Genomic DNA, 13,039 nt, shown 5'->3' with positions numbered 1-13,039 from the left:
CACACGTTCACGAGCAGAGGCCGCCGTGTTGCTCAGCCACGCTGAGCCAGAAACGCAACGTCGACGATCTCGCCGATGCGGATCTGCTCGGCCTCACGAGGAATCACGACCAGACAGTTTGCCTCGCCCAGCGTTGCCAGCAGATGCGACGACGCGCCGGGCGCGCCCAGCGCCTGCACCAAATATTCACCGGTGTCCCGGTCACGCATCAGCTGCCCGCGTAGAAAGCCTTTGCGGCCGACCACCGAGGTGATCGGCGACAGCGTGCGGGCCTGCACAATTCGGCGCATCGGCTGCCGCTTACCCAGCGACAGCCGGATCAGCGGTCGGACCATCACCTCGAAGACCACCAATGCGCTGACCGGATTCGCCGGCAACAAAAACGTCGGCACACCTTCGCGGCCCAGCTGCCCGAAACCTTGGACCGAGCCGGGATGCATTGCGACCCTGGTGACTTCCATCTCGCCGAGCTGACAGAGCACCGAGCGCACGGCTTCGGCCGCTGCCCCGCCAACCGCGCCGGCGATCACCACGATCTCGGCGCGGTTGATCTGCCCCTCGACGACTTCGCCCAGCGTCTTCGGGTCGTTGCTGACGATGCCGATCCGGTTCACCTCTGCGCCCGCGTCCCGGCCCGCGGCCGCCAACGCGTAAGAGTTGACGTCGTAAACCTGCCCGTTGCCGGGCGTACGCGACACATCGACCAGCTCACCACCGACCGCCAGCACCGACAGCCGCGGCCGCGGGTGGACCAAAACCCGGTCGCGGCCAACCGCGGCCAGCAGCCCGACCTGGGCTGCCGCGATGATCGTGCCGGCCCGCACCGCGACATCGCCCGGCTGCACGTCGTCGCCGGTGCGCCGCACGTAGGCACCCGATCGCACGCCGCGCAGCACCCGCACCCGCGACTGGCCGCCGTCGGTCCAGCGCAGCGGCAGCACCGCGTCGGCCAGGGTCGGCAACGGGGCGCCGGTTTCCACCCGCACGGCCTGCCCCGGCTGCAGCCTGCTGGGTGTGCGCGCGCCGGCTTCGATGTTGCCCATCACCGGCAGCGTCACTCCACCGGGCCCGGACGGCGACGCCTCCGCTTCCTCCGGGACGGCGCGCAGATAGTCGTCGCCGGTTTGACCGTCGGACGGCTCGGACTCGCCGACGTCGAGCACATCGACACTGCGGACCGCATAGCCGTCGATTGCGGCCTGGTCGAAACCGGGCAGCGGACGCTCGGCCACCACCTCTTCGGCGCACATCAGCCCCTGCGCCTCGGCAATGGCAACCCGCACCGGCCTCGGCGCGACCGCGGCGGCCGACACCCGGGCTTGTTGCTCTTCCACCGAACGCACAGCGCGCCTTTCTGCCGTCAACCGGTATCCGACAGCACGAGCCGAGCTGACAGCCCCTAGCCTTCGGCCAGGCCCAATCGAGTCACCAGCCACCGCCGTAATTCCGGGCCGTAATCGTCCCGGTCCAATGCAAAGTCAACCGCAGCCTTGAGGTAGCCGCCGGGATTTCCCAAGTCGTGTCGGGAGCCACGGTGCACGACGACATGTACCGGATGCCCCTCGCGGATCAGCAACGCGATTGCGTCGGTGAGCTGCATTTCACCGCCTGCGCCTCGATCGATCCGGCGCAAGGCGTCAAAGATGGCGCGGTCGAGAACATAGCGGCCGGCCGCGGCATACATCGACGGAGCGTCTTGCGGCTTCGGCTTTTCCACCATGCCGTTGACCTTCAACACGTCTTTGTCGGCGCCCGGCACCGCCTCGACGTCGAAAACCCCGTAGGAGCTGATCTCTTCCGGAGAAACCTCGATCGCACACAACACCGTGCCGCCGTGGGCGAGGCGCACCTTCGACATCGTCTCCAGCACGCCGGTCGGCAACACCAGGTCATCGGGGAGAAGGACCGCGACAGCATCTTCGTCGTCCGACAGCACCGGCTCCACGCAGCTGATCGCGTGCCCCAGGCCCAGCGGCTCGGCCTGCACCACCGACTCGACCTTGATCAGCCCCGGCGCGCGACGGACTTTCGCCAGCATGGCCTTCTTGCCGCGCGCCTCCAGCGTCCCCTCGAGCACCAAGTCTTCGACGAAATGGGCGACGACACCGTCCTTGCCCTCCGAGGTGATGATCACCAGCCGCTCGGCGCCGGCCTCGGCCGCTTCGGCCGCCACCAATTCGATGCCAGGCGTGTCGACGACGGGCAACAGCTCCTTGGGCACCGTTTTGGTCGCCGGCAGAAAACGGGTGCCCAAACCGGCCGCGGGAACGATCGCGGTGCGCGGAACCGGAGCGGGTGAGCGTGACATCGTTCACACCATAATCGCAGCAGATCCTCTCGCCCGGTGTGGCGGGGTGAAAGCAACGGCTGTAATCGTTGACCGTATGGCGAGCGCGGGCAAGGCCGTATTGCGGGAGCGGCTGCTGGCGGCCCGGCGTTCGGTCGCCGACGAGGTGCGGGCCGACGAAGCGCGGTCGGTGACCGAACACCTCGCTGCGGTGGTGAGCAGCGGCAGCACCGTATGCGCCTACGTGCCAGTGGGCACCGAGCCGGGGTCAATCGAGATGCTGGATGAGCTGATGCGACGAGCCGGCCGCGTGCTGCTGCCGATCGCCCGTACCATCGCCGACGGCTCGCCGGTGGCGCTGCAATGGGGTGAATACCGGCCTGGGCAGCTGGTGGCTGCTCGCTTCGGTCTGCTCGAACCGGTCGAGCCGTGGCTGCCGGCGACAACCCTGACGGAGGCAAGCGTGGTGCTGGTTCCCGCTCTCGCCGTCGATCGCGCGGGCGTGCGACTGGGCCGTGGTCGGGGTTTCTATGACCGCACGTTGGTGTACCGGGATCCGCAAGCGCCTCTGATCGCCGTGATCCGCGACCAGGAGCTGCTCGACGAGTTGCCGCGCGAGCCGCACGACGTGGCGATGACGCACGCGCTCACCCCCGGCCGCGGCCTCGTCGAGCTGGGCAACGCCAGCGACGGCGCCGCGCGGGAATGACGCGCACCGCATAGCGGTTCCAGCACTTGAGACTGTAGAGTGCTAATTGTTTAGACCATTACGGAGGTTTGTGTGCCGACTTACAGCTACACGTGCACCGAGTGCGATGACCGCTTCGATGTGGTTCAGGCCTTCACCGACGACACCCTGACCACCTGCGAGAAGTGCTCGGGTCGGCTGCGCAAACTGTTCAAGTCGGTCGGAGTGGTGTTCAAGGGCAGCGGGTTTTACCGCACCGACAGCCGTGAGCGGGCGAAAAGCTCGACCAACGGCTCCGCCAAGGCCGACTCGTCGAGCACCGCCACCTCGAGTAGCAGCGACAGGCCCAGTTCCTCGGAAAACTCGAGCACGTCGAGCGCCACGTCGGATTCGGCAACCGCCAAGTCGGCGGCCGCCGCCAGCTAGCCGATTATCCACAACCGGTTTGCCGGTGGCCGCAAAGGCCCGCCAGGCCCCCTTACCGTTGCGGCATGGCGGAATCCCTCACATCGCTGAATCCGTCGCTACCGACCCGAATGTCGCAGTGGCTGCGCCCGGACTGGTCACGAACCGTGCTGGCCCGCCGAATTCTGGCGGCCGGGCTCGTCGTCCTCGCCGGTGTCGCGGCACTGCGCCCCGACCCGGAGGGTGACCGTGCTCAGGTGGTGGTCGCGGCCCGGGATCTCAGCCCGGGCACCGCGTTGACCGCCGACGATCTTCGACTCGAAAAGCGTTTGGTGCCAACAATTCCCGACGGGTCGCAGTCAGACATCGATACGGTTGTCGGGTCCACACTGGCCGGCCCGGCGCGGCGCGGCGAAGTGCTGACCGACGTCCGGTTGCTGAGCCGCCGACTGGCTGAATCAGCGGCGGGACCGGACGCGCGGATAGTGCCGTTGCATCCCGCAGACGGCGCCCTGGCCGACCTGGTCCGCCCCGGCGATGTCGTCGACGTCGTCGTGGCGTCAGATACCGCCGCCGAGTCGGCCCCGAGGGTCCTTGCCACCGACGCGATCGTGGTCCTGGTCTCGGCCAAGCAGAAGGCAGCGGCCGCGGCAGGTGACCGGGTGGTACTGGTAGCGCTGCCGGCGGCCTCCGCCCACGCCGTAGCGGGCGCCACACTGACGCAGACCGTGACCCTCACCCTGCATTGACGCCCGGGCGCGGATTGCGTCAGGCGGCCTGCTCGCTGGCGCAGAACTTGCACTTGTGCGCGGCCTCGGGGATGTCAGAGCAGCACTCCGAGCATGCCTTGGTCGCCGGCTCCTGACCGAATACGCTGACACCGCGGCGTTTTTGGACGTGGCGATAAGGCAAGACGATCGCGAAGTAAATGGTCCCCAGGAATACCAAGAAGTAGATGATCGCCGAGAGGAACACTCCGAAGTCGATGAAAGTCGCCTTATTGCCCGCGTCGCCGACCTGCACGCCTAAACCGAAAGTGGCATGTGGCTGGGCCGCCGCCACCAGCGGGTTGATCACGCTGTCGGTGAAGGCTTTGACCAGGTTTGAAAAAGCTAAGGCCACCACCAACCCCACAGCGACAGTGATCACGTCACCGCGCATGATGAAATCTCTGAATCCTTTGAGCACGCGAGCCACCTCCGTCACCACAGAATTACAGTGCGTAGCAGGGCGATCTGAGTTCGCCCGCAAAAACGGTACGTCCGTGAGTCGGCGATCGCGGGCTTTGCGGCAAATTAGTCATGCACGGGTATTCATGCTGTGACATCGGCGAGCCGTTCAAATGTGGTGCGGAGGTACGTTCTCCCGCAGCCACTGCTCGCGATTATCCCGGTTGTCCCGATCACTCTCGTCGGTCGATTCCTGCGGCAGCTCCGCCCCGAATACCTGGTGGAGCACACCTCGGACGTCGCCGCCTGGCCGGGTCATTGCGGAGTCAGATCTCCAGGCTGGACAGTTGGCCGATGATCCCGACCGCCAGTGGATTCAGTGTCGCCATACCGTCGCGCAACGCGGATCGAGAACCGGCGAGGTTGACCACCAGCGTGCTCCCGGAGATCCCGGCCAGACCCCGTGACAAGCCGGCATCGATGATGCCGGAGGACAAGCCGGAGGCGCGGATGGCCTCGGCGATGCCGAGGAGCTCGCGATCGAGGATGTCCTTGGTCGCTTCAGGGGTTACATCGCGCGGCGTCACGCCCGTGCCACCGACCGATACCACCAGGTCCACCCCCCCGATCACCGCGGTGTTCAGTGCGTTGCGGATCTCGACCTCGTCGGCGGTGACGGCCACTACGCCGTCGACGACGAATCCCGCTTCGCTGAGCAGCTCGGTGACCAGTGGCCCGTTGTGGTCCTCGTCGCCGTGCGCGGTCCGGTCGTCGACGACGACGACAAGTGCCCTACCGACCAACTCCGCGCCCTGTTCCATAGTTGCAACCGTATATGTGGGGTCCGACCACGATGCGGGGACTCTTATCACTGCTGCGCCTTGCCCAGGGTGACCTGCACGGTCTTGCTGTCGCCCGAGGGATCTCTGAACGTGAGCCTCACTTTGTCGCCGGGCGCCTTGGACCGCACGGCGGCAACCAAGCCGTCGGCGCTGTTGATCGGACGGTCGTCGATCTTGGTCACCACGACTCCGCTGGGCAGGCCGGCGGCTGCCGCCGCTCCGTTCGGCACCACCTCAACGACTTTGGCGCCCGGGGTGCCCTTGTCGTTGGTGACCTGGATGCCCAGTGACGCGTGCGACGCGGTTCCGGTCTTGATCAGCTCGTCGGCGATACGCTTGGCCTGATCGACCGGAATCGCGAAGCCAAGTCCGATCGAACCGCTTTGCGCATCGGGCGAATCGCCGCCCAGCGTGGCAATCGCAGAGTTGACGCCGACCAGCTGTCCGCTCATGTTGACCAACGCGCCGCCGGAGTTACCGGGGTTGATCGCGGCGTCGGTCTGAATCGCATCGATCACGGTGTTCTGGTTGCCGGTCTCGCCGGTGGTCGACACCGGCCGGTTGAGTGCGCTGACAATGCCGGTGGTCACCGTGCCCTCCAGGCCCAGCGGTGACCCGACCGCCATCACCGGCTGGCCGACACGCAAATTCGCTGACGACCCGAGGGTGATCGGGGTCAACCCGGAAACGCCTTGCGCCCGAACGACTGCGATGTCGGTGGTGGGGTCTGCCCCCACCACGGTGAACTCCGCATGGCGCCCGTCAGAGAAGGTCACCGTGGTCTTCGGGGGTCCGCTGGGAGGAGGCCCGCTGTCCGGGTCCTGCGGGGCGCGTGGTTCCCGCGGGCCACCACGCTCGCGCGGCGCATTGGGGTGACCAGGGTTGGCCGCGGTGGCGACGACGTGGTTGTTGGTCAGGATCAGGCCATCGGAAGACAGGATGATGCCCGAACCCTCCTCGGACTGCCGGCCGAGATCGGTCTCGAGCATGACCACGCTGGGCACCACCTTGGCGGCGACCTGCTCGACGGTGCCTACCGGAGCGTTGGCGGCCGGCACGCTGGGAGCCGCCCCGCCCAATGACGTTCCGTCGGCGATGGAAGCCAGCTGCCCGTGGTGATCGATCACCGACGCCGCCGCGCCGCCGATGCCGGCCGATACTACCGCGATTGCGAGTGCGCTGGCAGCCAATGCCCCCGCGCGAGAACGCTTTCCGGGCATGCCGGGTTGCAGCGGCGGAAGACCGCCGGCCGGGCCGGCCGGGCGCCCACCAAACGAACCGTACGGCTGCCCGTAGGGCGGCTGCTGGCCATAACGCCAGTCGAAGCGCTGAGGATATGTTTGCTGCTGCCCACGGCTGGAATAGCCTGGGGCGCCGCGCTGATCGGGCAGCGGGGGGTACCCGGGCTGCTGCGGCGGTGGCGAATACCTCGGGTGATTCGTCATGTCGCTAGGTCGCTCTTTCCTTGGACAGTCGGTTCAGACGTAACAGTAGCTGGTGGTTACAACCCTGCCTGCGTGGTCTGAGATTCGACTGAGATAACGTTCGCTGGACCTGCAGAGTTCCCCGGCTGTAACGAAGCCTCGACATCCGGCGCCGTTTCCTCCGCGGCCGGGTACTCCGGCGTGGGAATCGACCGTCCGGGCAGCAACACGTAGATCGACGTTCCCGGGGGGTCGCCGCCCGGGACGGTGTCTTCGACGCGAAGCGCCCCGCCGTGATTGAGCATGACCTTTTTGACGATCGCCAACCCAAGACCTGAGCCTGGCATCGCCCGCGCCGTGGTCGAGCGGAAGAACCGCTCGAACACCAGCGCCCGCTCAGCCACCGGGATGCCCGGTCCATGGTCGGACACCACCAACTCGGCGTGCGTCGGGTCCAACTGCCGGAGCTTGACGGAAACGGTCTCCCCCGACGGACTCCACTTGGCGGCGTTGTCCATCAGGTTCAGCACTGCGCGAGACAGGCCCGCAGAGTCACCGTAGATCTGCCACGGCGTCACGTCGACGTCGAACTCAATGTCGTTGCGGCGCCGTCGTACTCGCTCCAAACAACGGTCGATGACTTCGCCGACGTCGACCGGTTCGTGAATTACTTCCCCGGCGTCGTCTCGGGTCAGGTCCACCAAATCGCCTACCAGCGTGGATAATTCCTCGATCTGCGCGATCACATCGGCACGCAGATCGGCCATCTCCTGCTCGGGCAACGGCGGCGCACCGGGAGCCGATGACGCGATCAGCAGCTCGACGTTCGTGCGCAGCGATGTCAGCGGGGTCCGCAGCTCGTGCCCCGCATCCGCGACAAGGCGGGTCTGACGTTCCCGGGATTCGGCCAGAGCACGCAGCATCAAGTTGAATGCTTCGGTTAGCCGGGCCAATTCGTCGCTGCCGAATACCGGGATGGGCCGCAGGTCGTCGGTGCGTGCCACCCGTTCGGCCGCCTCGGTCAGCCGGCCCACCGGACGCAGCCCAGCCCGGGTGACCATCCCGCCGGCGACCGCGGCGACCGCCGCGCCTAAGCCGCCGACGATCAACAGCACCCAGCGCAGCTTCGTCATCACCGCGTCGGTCGGCGCCAGGCTCTTGGAGATCAGCAGCGAGCTCCCGTTCGGCAGATGCACTGCCAGCACCCGCTGATCGGCCGCCGTGCGCCGCGATATGAAAAGGTCACCGCGGATGACCGCCTTTTCCGGCGGACCGACGGGCAGTGTCTGGCCTTCCTGGTTGGCCGTGAAGATCGATCGGCCGGGGTTCACCAGCATCGCGTTGACATCCGAATAGGCCGTGCCCTCAATGGCTTTCGCGGGATCGGCCGCCAAGGATCCGCTGGCGATCAGCAGCTGAGCCCGGCTCTGCAGCTGGTTGTCGATGTCCTTGTAGAGCGCCGCGGAGATCACCGCGTATACGGCGACGGCCATCAGGACGACCACCATCGCCACCATCGACATCGCCAGCAGCATGACCCGCCATCGCAGCGACAACGAGGTACTGGCTCGCAGCTGACCTCGACTTCGCCGGTGGAACAAAGGCATTAGGGGGGTGTTTCGCGCAGCACGTAACCCACTCCTCGCACGGTGTGGATCAACCGCGGCTCTCCATTTGCTTCGGTCTTGCGACGCAGATACCCGACATAGACTTCTAGCGCGTTGCCTGAGGTGGGAAAATCGAAGCCCCACACCTCCTCAAGGATCCGGCTGCGAGTCAGTACCCGTCGCGGGTTGGCGATCAACATTTCCAGCAGCGCGAATTCGGTTCGGGTGAGGCTGATCTGGCGGTGGCCACGAGTGACTTCGCGGGTCACCGGGTCGAGAGTGAGGTCCGCGAACGTCATCGCCACGGATTCGCCTGCATCGTCGATCTTTGTGCGGCGCAGCAGAGCCCGCACCCGGGCCAGCAACTCCTCGAGCGCGAACGGCTTGGGCAGATAATCGTCGGCGCCGGCGTCGAGGCCGGCGACCCGCTCGGAAATGGTGTCGCGAGCGGTTAGCACCAGAATCGGTAGATCGTCCCCGGTGCTGCGTAGCTGACGGCATACCTCCAGGCCGTCCAACCGGGGCATCATGACGTCGAGAACGAGCGCGTCGGGCGGATCGGCGGAGATCATCTCGAGGGCTTCTACCCCGTCTTCCGCCAACGACACCGCATAGCCATTGAAGGAAAGCGATCGGCGCAGCGACTCGCGCACCGCTCGATCGTCGTCAACGACAAGAATTCGCACGGCCACCAGTTTCATCCTCTCGCCTGAGAGCGGCCTGAGAGGCGCAGCGGCTCAAGCCCTGCTCGTCGTCGGGTCGCGATGCTGCCGGCGTCGTCGCCGGGCGGCGGGACTCACAGCGAAAAAGTTAGCGGCGATCGAGGTCGATCAGTCCGAGGCGCGCCGCCTTGAGCAGTCGGCGGGGCACCCTGCGCTGCCGGCCGGCCACCGTTACACCGACAAGCTCCGGCTTGGCGGCCTTCCACTGCGCGCGTCGGCTCCGGGTGTTCGCGCGCGACATCCTGCGCTTTGGCACAGCCATAATCGGGCCTTACTACTGGTAGGGAGTCGCCACCCGAGCAGGCTCGAAGGCGAAGTTGCTCTCGATAGTAGTCGGTGACCTGGTGTTGGTAAAAATCGGCATCCGGGTGTCGCGGATAGGTAAGGGAGCATCCTTGACGTGACATCTGCGGTACCCGCTAACCTACCGGTTGGTTGGTAACGGCCGGCGGAAGGAGGACGACGCGCATGGCTTCTGTTCCTGGCCCCTCCGGGCCGGTCCGGATCGGGAACTGCTCGGGGTTCTACGGCGACCGGCACTCCGCGATGCGCGAGATGCTCACTGGCGGCGCCCTGGACTACGTCACCGGCGACTACCTGGCCGAACTGACCATGCTGATCCTCGGCCGCGACCGGATGAAACACCCTGACCGCGGCTACGCCAAGACCTTCCTGACGCAACTGGAGGAGTGCCTGGGGCTGGGCGCGCCGTTGACCGCCAATGCCTACCTCGGCGCCTGGGGCGTCGTTGACTGCCTGGCCAGCGGCGCCGACGTGGTGGTGACCGGCCGGGTCACCGACGCATCGCTGACCGTCGGACCGGCGGCCGCTCATTTCGGCTGGGGCCGCACCGACTACCGCCAACTGGCCGGCGCGGTGGTCGCCGGCCTTACATCCCCTGTGCCACAGAAACTCTCGATCTGACGCCGGCCGCCCCGCCGGCGCTGCCGCAGCCATTGCCGGTCGGGCCGACCCGGCGGGTGCCGCTGGGCCGGATCGCGGGGGCCCGCAGCGGCGACAAGGGCGGGTCGGCCAACGTCGGAGTGTGGGTGCGCTCCGACGAGCAGTGGCGCTGGCTGGCCAACACCCTGACCGTCGAGCTGCTCAAGGAGCTGCTGCCCGAAACCGCCGACCTGCCGGTCACCCGGCACCTGCTGCCCAACCTGCGCGCGGTGAACTTCGTCGTCGACGACATCCTCGGCCAGGGCGTCGCCTACCAGGCGCGTTTCGACCCCCAGGCCAAGGGGCTCGGCGAATGGCTGCGTAGCCGCCACGTCGACATTCCCGAAGGGGTGCTGTGAGTATCTGGACCACGCCCGAGCGTGACCAGCTCCGCAAGACGGTGCGTTCCTTCGCCGAGCGAGAGATCTTGCCCCACATCGACGAATGGGAGCGCATCGGTGAGTTGCCGCGCGAGCTGCGCCGGCGCGCGGGCGCGGCCGGGCTGCTGGGAGCGAGCTTTCCCGAGATAGCCGGCGGCGGCGGCGGAGACGGCGCCGACGCGGTGGTCGTCTGCGACGTCCGGCGATGCGCGGCTGATCGAGAAGTTCGTCCGCCCGACATTGGCCGCGCCAAGACCTACATCACCTCCGGTGTGCGCGCCGACTACGTCGTCACCGCGGCACGCACCGGCGGCGTTGGCGCTGCAGGTGTTTCGTTGCTGGTAGTGGAACGCGGCACTCCCGGTTTTCAGGTCAGCCGCAAGCTGGACAAGATGGGTTGGCGTTCGTCGGACACCGCAGAGCTGTCCGACGTTGACGCTGCCGTGCCGGCGGCCAACCTGGTCGGCGCGCAGAACAACGGCTTTGCCCAGATCGCGCAGGCATTCGTCGCCGAGCGTATCAGCCTTGCCGCGCAGGCCTATTCGAGCGCTCAGCGATGCCTCCATATCACCGCACAGTGGCGCCGTGACCGCGAGACGTTCGGCCGAGCGCATCATGGGCGCCGCCAGCTCGGTCGGCATGGGACGGTTCGCGCTCGACCGGGCCGCGGACTACGTCAAGACTCGCCAGGTGTGGTCCGCCCCGATCGGCACCCACCAAGGCCTGTCACACCCGTTGGCGCAGTGCCACATCGAGGTTCAACTCGCCAAACTGATGATGCGCAACGCCGCGACGCTTTATGACAGCGGCGACGACGCCGGCGCGGCCGAGGCGGCCAACATGGCCAAATATGCTGCCGCCGAAGCGGCGACACGCTCGGTGGACCAGGCTGTGCAGTCGATGGGCGGCAACGGTCTGACCAAGGAGTACGGCGTTGCCGCGATGCTGGCGTCGGCCCGGCTGGATCGTATCGCACCGGTCATCCGGGAGATGGTGCTCAACTTCGTGGCGCAGACATCGCTGGGCCTGCCCCGGTCGTACTAATGGACAGGCTGGTCGAATACACCGGGCCGGGCACCGGAAAACCCTATGTGCGCCTGACACTGAACTCCCCGCACAATCGCAACGCGCTCTCGGCGACCCTGGTCAACCAGTTGCACCAGGGCTTGCGCGATGCCGCTGCCGATCCTGCGGTGCGAGCCGTGGTGCTGGGCCACACCGGCAACACCTTCTGCGCGGGCGCTGACCTGTCCGAAGGCGCGGCAGCAACGGGCGCGGATCCGTTCGAGGCGGCCGCCGAGCGGGCCAGGGAGATGGCCGCCCTGCTGCGCGCGATCATCGAGTCACCGCTGCCTGTGATCGTCGCCGTCGACGGCCACGTCCGTGCCGGCGGCATGGGACTGGTCGGCGCATGCGATATCGCCGTGGCCGGTCCACGCAGCACCTTCGCGTTGACCGAGGCGCGGATCGGAGTCGCGCCGGCGCTCATCTCGCTGACGCTGCTGCCGAAAATGTCCGCCCGCGCCGCCGCCCGCTACTACCTGACCGGCGAGACGTTCGACGCCGCCACCGCAGCCGCGATCGGGCTGATCACGGTGGCCGTCAACACCGGGGCCGAGGTCGACGCCGCGGTGGCATCGCTCGTCGCCGACATCGGGCGCGCCTCACCGCAGGGGTTGGCCGCGTCGAAGGCACTGACCACCGCCGCCATCCTGGACGGCTTCGACCGCAACGCCGAGCAGCTCAGCGCGGACTCGGCGCGGCTGTTCGTCTCCGACGAGGCGCGCGAGGGCATGCTCGCCTTCCTGCAGAAACGCCCGCCACAATGGGCAGCCAGAGAGGGCCCCAAAGAAGGGCCCAAAGAAGGGCCCAAAGAAGGGCCCAAAGAAGGGAGAGTAACAGTTTAGCGAAGTCGCCTTGCAGCAAATTCTGATCGTCGTACGCTCGTAAGTGATGAGCGACGCAGCGCAGCGAGGCGCGCGAGACCAGCGGAACGCGGTGATGCGTGCCGCAGACACCGATCGCATACAGGTCGCGCAGTTGCTCACTGATGCCGCCGCCGCTGGCCGCCTGCAGATGAGCGACTACGAGGACCGGCTCACCAGGGCCTATTCCGCGCAGACCTATGACGAGCTGGACCGCTTGCGGTCCGATTTGCTCGGCTCGTCGGTGAGTCCGCGCCGCGGCGGCGCCTGCGAACCCGCACCGTCGATGCTGCTGCTGGCCATCATGAGCGCGTTCGAGCGGCGCGGCCGGTGGAACGTGCCGAGGAAGCTGACGACGTTCGCGTTGTGCGGTGGCGGCGTGATAGACCTGCGCTACGCCGACTTCACCTCCCCCGAGGTCGAGATCCACGCGTATTCGATCATGGGCGGACAAACCATCCTGCTGCCACCCGAAGTCAGCGTCGAGATCAACGGCCATGGCGTGATGGGCGGTTTCGAGCACGGTGTTGCCGGCGAAGGCACACCCGGTGCGCCGACCGTGCGGATCCGCGGTTTCTCCCTGTGGGGCGGTGTCGGCATCAAGCGCAAAACCCGCCAACCCCAGCGCTAGGCTCCGCCGAAAGGCCT

13 protein-coding genes and 3 pseudogenes are annotated in these 13,039 nt (G+C 67.1%); 8 read left to right on the top strand and 8 right to left on the bottom strand.

Going from position 1 to position 13,039, the window contains the following annotated elements; all coding sequences use genetic code 11:
• Positions 1–32: 32 nt before the first annotated feature.
• Entirely contained in the window at positions 33–1,343 is a 1,311-nt protein-coding gene (gene glp, locus M5I08_RS07455; RefSeq protein ID WP_219066276.1) for a molybdotransferase-like divisome protein Glp, read from the bottom strand.
• Between the two features lie 56 nt (positions 1,344–1,399).
• Positions 1,400–2,308, bottom strand: coding sequence for a UTP--glucose-1-phosphate uridylyltransferase (locus M5I08_RS07450; protein ID WP_219066277.1), 909 nt, complete (start codon positions 2,306–2,308; stop codon positions 1,400–1,402).
• Positions 2,309–2,384: 76 nt separating this feature from the next.
• On the opposite strand from M5I08_RS07450, the gene M5I08_RS07445 reads away from it, so the two are divergent.
• The 3 genes from M5I08_RS07445 to M5I08_RS07435 all read left to right on the top strand — a co-directional run bounded on the left by M5I08_RS07445 (position 2,385) and on the right by M5I08_RS07435 (position 4,129).
• Positions 2,385–2,996 (top strand): 5-formyltetrahydrofolate cyclo-ligase, encoded by a 612-nt coding sequence (locus M5I08_RS07445; protein ID WP_219066278.1) that lies wholly within the window; start codon positions 2,385–2,387, stop codon positions 2,994–2,996.
• 72 nt (positions 2,997–3,068) lie between these two features.
• Positions 3,069–3,401 (top strand): FmdB family zinc ribbon protein, encoded by a 333-nt coding sequence (locus M5I08_RS07440; protein ID WP_219066279.1) that lies wholly within the window; start codon positions 3,069–3,071, stop codon positions 3,399–3,401.
• Positions 3,402–3,466: 65 nt separating this feature from the next.
• The gene (locus M5I08_RS07435) at positions 3,467–4,129 is read left to right on the top strand and encodes an SAF domain-containing protein (protein WP_219066280.1); all 663 of its coding nucleotides are present in this window, start codon (positions 3,467–3,469) and stop codon (positions 4,127–4,129) included.
• A 19-nt stretch (positions 4,130–4,148) separates the two neighbouring features.
• Here the strand turns inward: M5I08_RS07435 and M5I08_RS07430 are convergent, their stop codons facing one another.
• The 6 genes from M5I08_RS07430 to rpmF form a co-directional block, all read right to left on the bottom strand.
• The gene (locus M5I08_RS07430; protein WP_219066364.1) at positions 4,149–4,568 is read right to left on the bottom strand and encodes a large conductance mechanosensitive channel protein MscL; all 420 of its coding nucleotides are present in this window, start codon (positions 4,566–4,568) and stop codon (positions 4,149–4,151) included.
• 307 nt (positions 4,569–4,875) lie between these two features.
• Positions 4,876–5,370 (bottom strand): MogA/MoaB family molybdenum cofactor biosynthesis protein, encoded by a 495-nt coding sequence (locus M5I08_RS07425; RefSeq protein ID WP_219066281.1) that lies wholly within the window; start codon positions 5,368–5,370, stop codon positions 4,876–4,878.
• Positions 5,371–5,417: 47 nt separating this feature from the next.
• Positions 5,418–6,836: a S1C family serine protease gene (locus M5I08_RS07420; protein WP_219066282.1), complete on the bottom strand. Its 1,419-nt coding sequence runs from the start codon at positions 6,834–6,836 to the stop codon at positions 5,418–5,420.
• A gap of 56 nt (positions 6,837–6,892) precedes the next feature.
• Entirely contained in the window at positions 6,893–8,422 is a 1,530-nt protein-coding gene (locus M5I08_RS07415; protein ID WP_219066283.1) for a HAMP domain-containing sensor histidine kinase, read from the bottom strand.
• Entirely contained in the window at positions 8,422–9,108 is a 687-nt protein-coding gene (locus M5I08_RS07410) for a response regulator transcription factor (RefSeq protein WP_219066365.1), read from the bottom strand. The genes M5I08_RS07415 and M5I08_RS07410 overlap by 1 nt, the downstream gene beginning before the upstream one ends.
• Positions 9,109–9,232: 124 nt before the next feature.
• A complete protein-coding gene (gene rpmF, locus M5I08_RS07405) occupies positions 9,233–9,406 on the bottom strand; it encodes a 50S ribosomal protein L32 (protein WP_219066284.1) in 174 nt (57 codons plus the stop codon).
• 206 nt (positions 9,407–9,612) lie between these two features.
• Between rpmF and M5I08_RS07400 the strand changes: the two are divergent.
• From M5I08_RS07400 to M5I08_RS07380, 5 genes and pseudogenes are all read left to right on the top strand, one after another.
• Positions 9,613–10,445, top strand: a pseudogene (locus M5I08_RS07400) (acyclic terpene utilization AtuA family protein).
• A pseudogene (locus tag M5I08_RS07395) lies at positions 10,442–11,074 on the top strand (acyl-CoA dehydrogenase family protein); the annotation flags it as partial. The pseudogenes M5I08_RS07400 and M5I08_RS07395, both read left to right, overlap by 4 nt.
• Positions 11,067–11,510: pseudogene (locus M5I08_RS07390) on the top strand (acyl-CoA dehydrogenase family protein); the annotation flags it as partial. The pseudogenes M5I08_RS07395 and M5I08_RS07390, both read left to right, overlap by 8 nt.
• Positions 11,510–12,373: an enoyl-CoA hydratase family protein gene (locus tag M5I08_RS07385; RefSeq protein ID WP_219066285.1), complete on the top strand. Its 864-nt coding sequence runs from the start codon at positions 11,510–11,512 to the stop codon at positions 12,371–12,373. The pseudogene M5I08_RS07390 and the gene M5I08_RS07385, both read left to right, overlap by 1 nt.
• Before the next feature lie 46 nt (positions 12,374–12,419).
• The gene (locus M5I08_RS07380; RefSeq protein ID WP_219066286.1) at positions 12,420–13,022 is read left to right on the top strand and encodes a DUF1707 SHOCT-like domain-containing protein; all 603 of its coding nucleotides are present in this window, start codon (positions 12,420–12,422) and stop codon (positions 13,020–13,022) included.
• Positions 13,023–13,039: the final 17 nt, after the last annotated feature.

It is taken from the genome of Candidatus Mycobacterium methanotrophicum (assembly GCF_023515995.1).
Classification (GTDB): Bacteria; Actinomycetota; Actinomycetes; order Mycobacteriales; family Mycobacteriaceae; genus Mycobacterium; species Mycobacterium methanotrophicum.
The sequence above is the reverse complement of the archived record's forward strand: the minus strand, read 5'-3'. Positions and strand labels throughout refer to the sequence as shown.

What these genes read in the sequence shown, in the direction of transcription:
- M5I08_RS07450 (WP_219066277.1), bottom strand. Translation starts at nt 2,308, where the DNA reads ATGTCACGCTCACCCGCTCCGGTTCCGCGCACCGCGATCGTTCCCGCG.
- M5I08_RS07445 (WP_219066278.1), top strand. Translation starts at nt 2,385, where the DNA reads ATGGCGAGCGCGGGCAAGGCCGTATTGCGGGAGCGGCTGCTGGCGGCC.
- M5I08_RS07435 (WP_219066280.1), top strand. Translation starts at nt 3,467, where the DNA reads ATGGCGGAATCCCTCACATCGCTGAATCCGTCGCTACCGACCCGAATG.
- M5I08_RS07425 (WP_219066281.1), bottom strand. Translation starts at nt 5,370, where the DNA reads ATGGAACAGGGCGCGGAGTTGGTCGGTAGGGCACTTGTCGTCGTCGTC.
- M5I08_RS07420 (WP_219066282.1), bottom strand. Translation starts at nt 6,836, where the DNA reads ATGACGAATCACCCGAGGTATTCGCCACCGCCGCAGCAGCCCGGGTAC.
- M5I08_RS07415 (WP_219066283.1), bottom strand. Translation starts at nt 8,422, where the DNA reads ATGCCTTTGTTCCACCGGCGAAGTCGAGGTCAGCTGCGAGCCAGTACC.
- rpmF (WP_219066284.1), bottom strand. Translation starts at nt 9,406, where the DNA reads ATGGCTGTGCCAAAGCGCAGGATGTCGCGCGCGAACACCCGGAGCCGA.
- M5I08_RS07385 (WP_219066285.1), top strand. Translation starts at nt 11,510, where the DNA reads ATGGACAGGCTGGTCGAATACACCGGGCCGGGCACCGGAAAACCCTAT.
- M5I08_RS07380 (WP_219066286.1), top strand. Translation starts at nt 12,420, where the DNA reads ATGAGCGACGCAGCGCAGCGAGGCGCGCGAGACCAGCGGAACGCGGTG.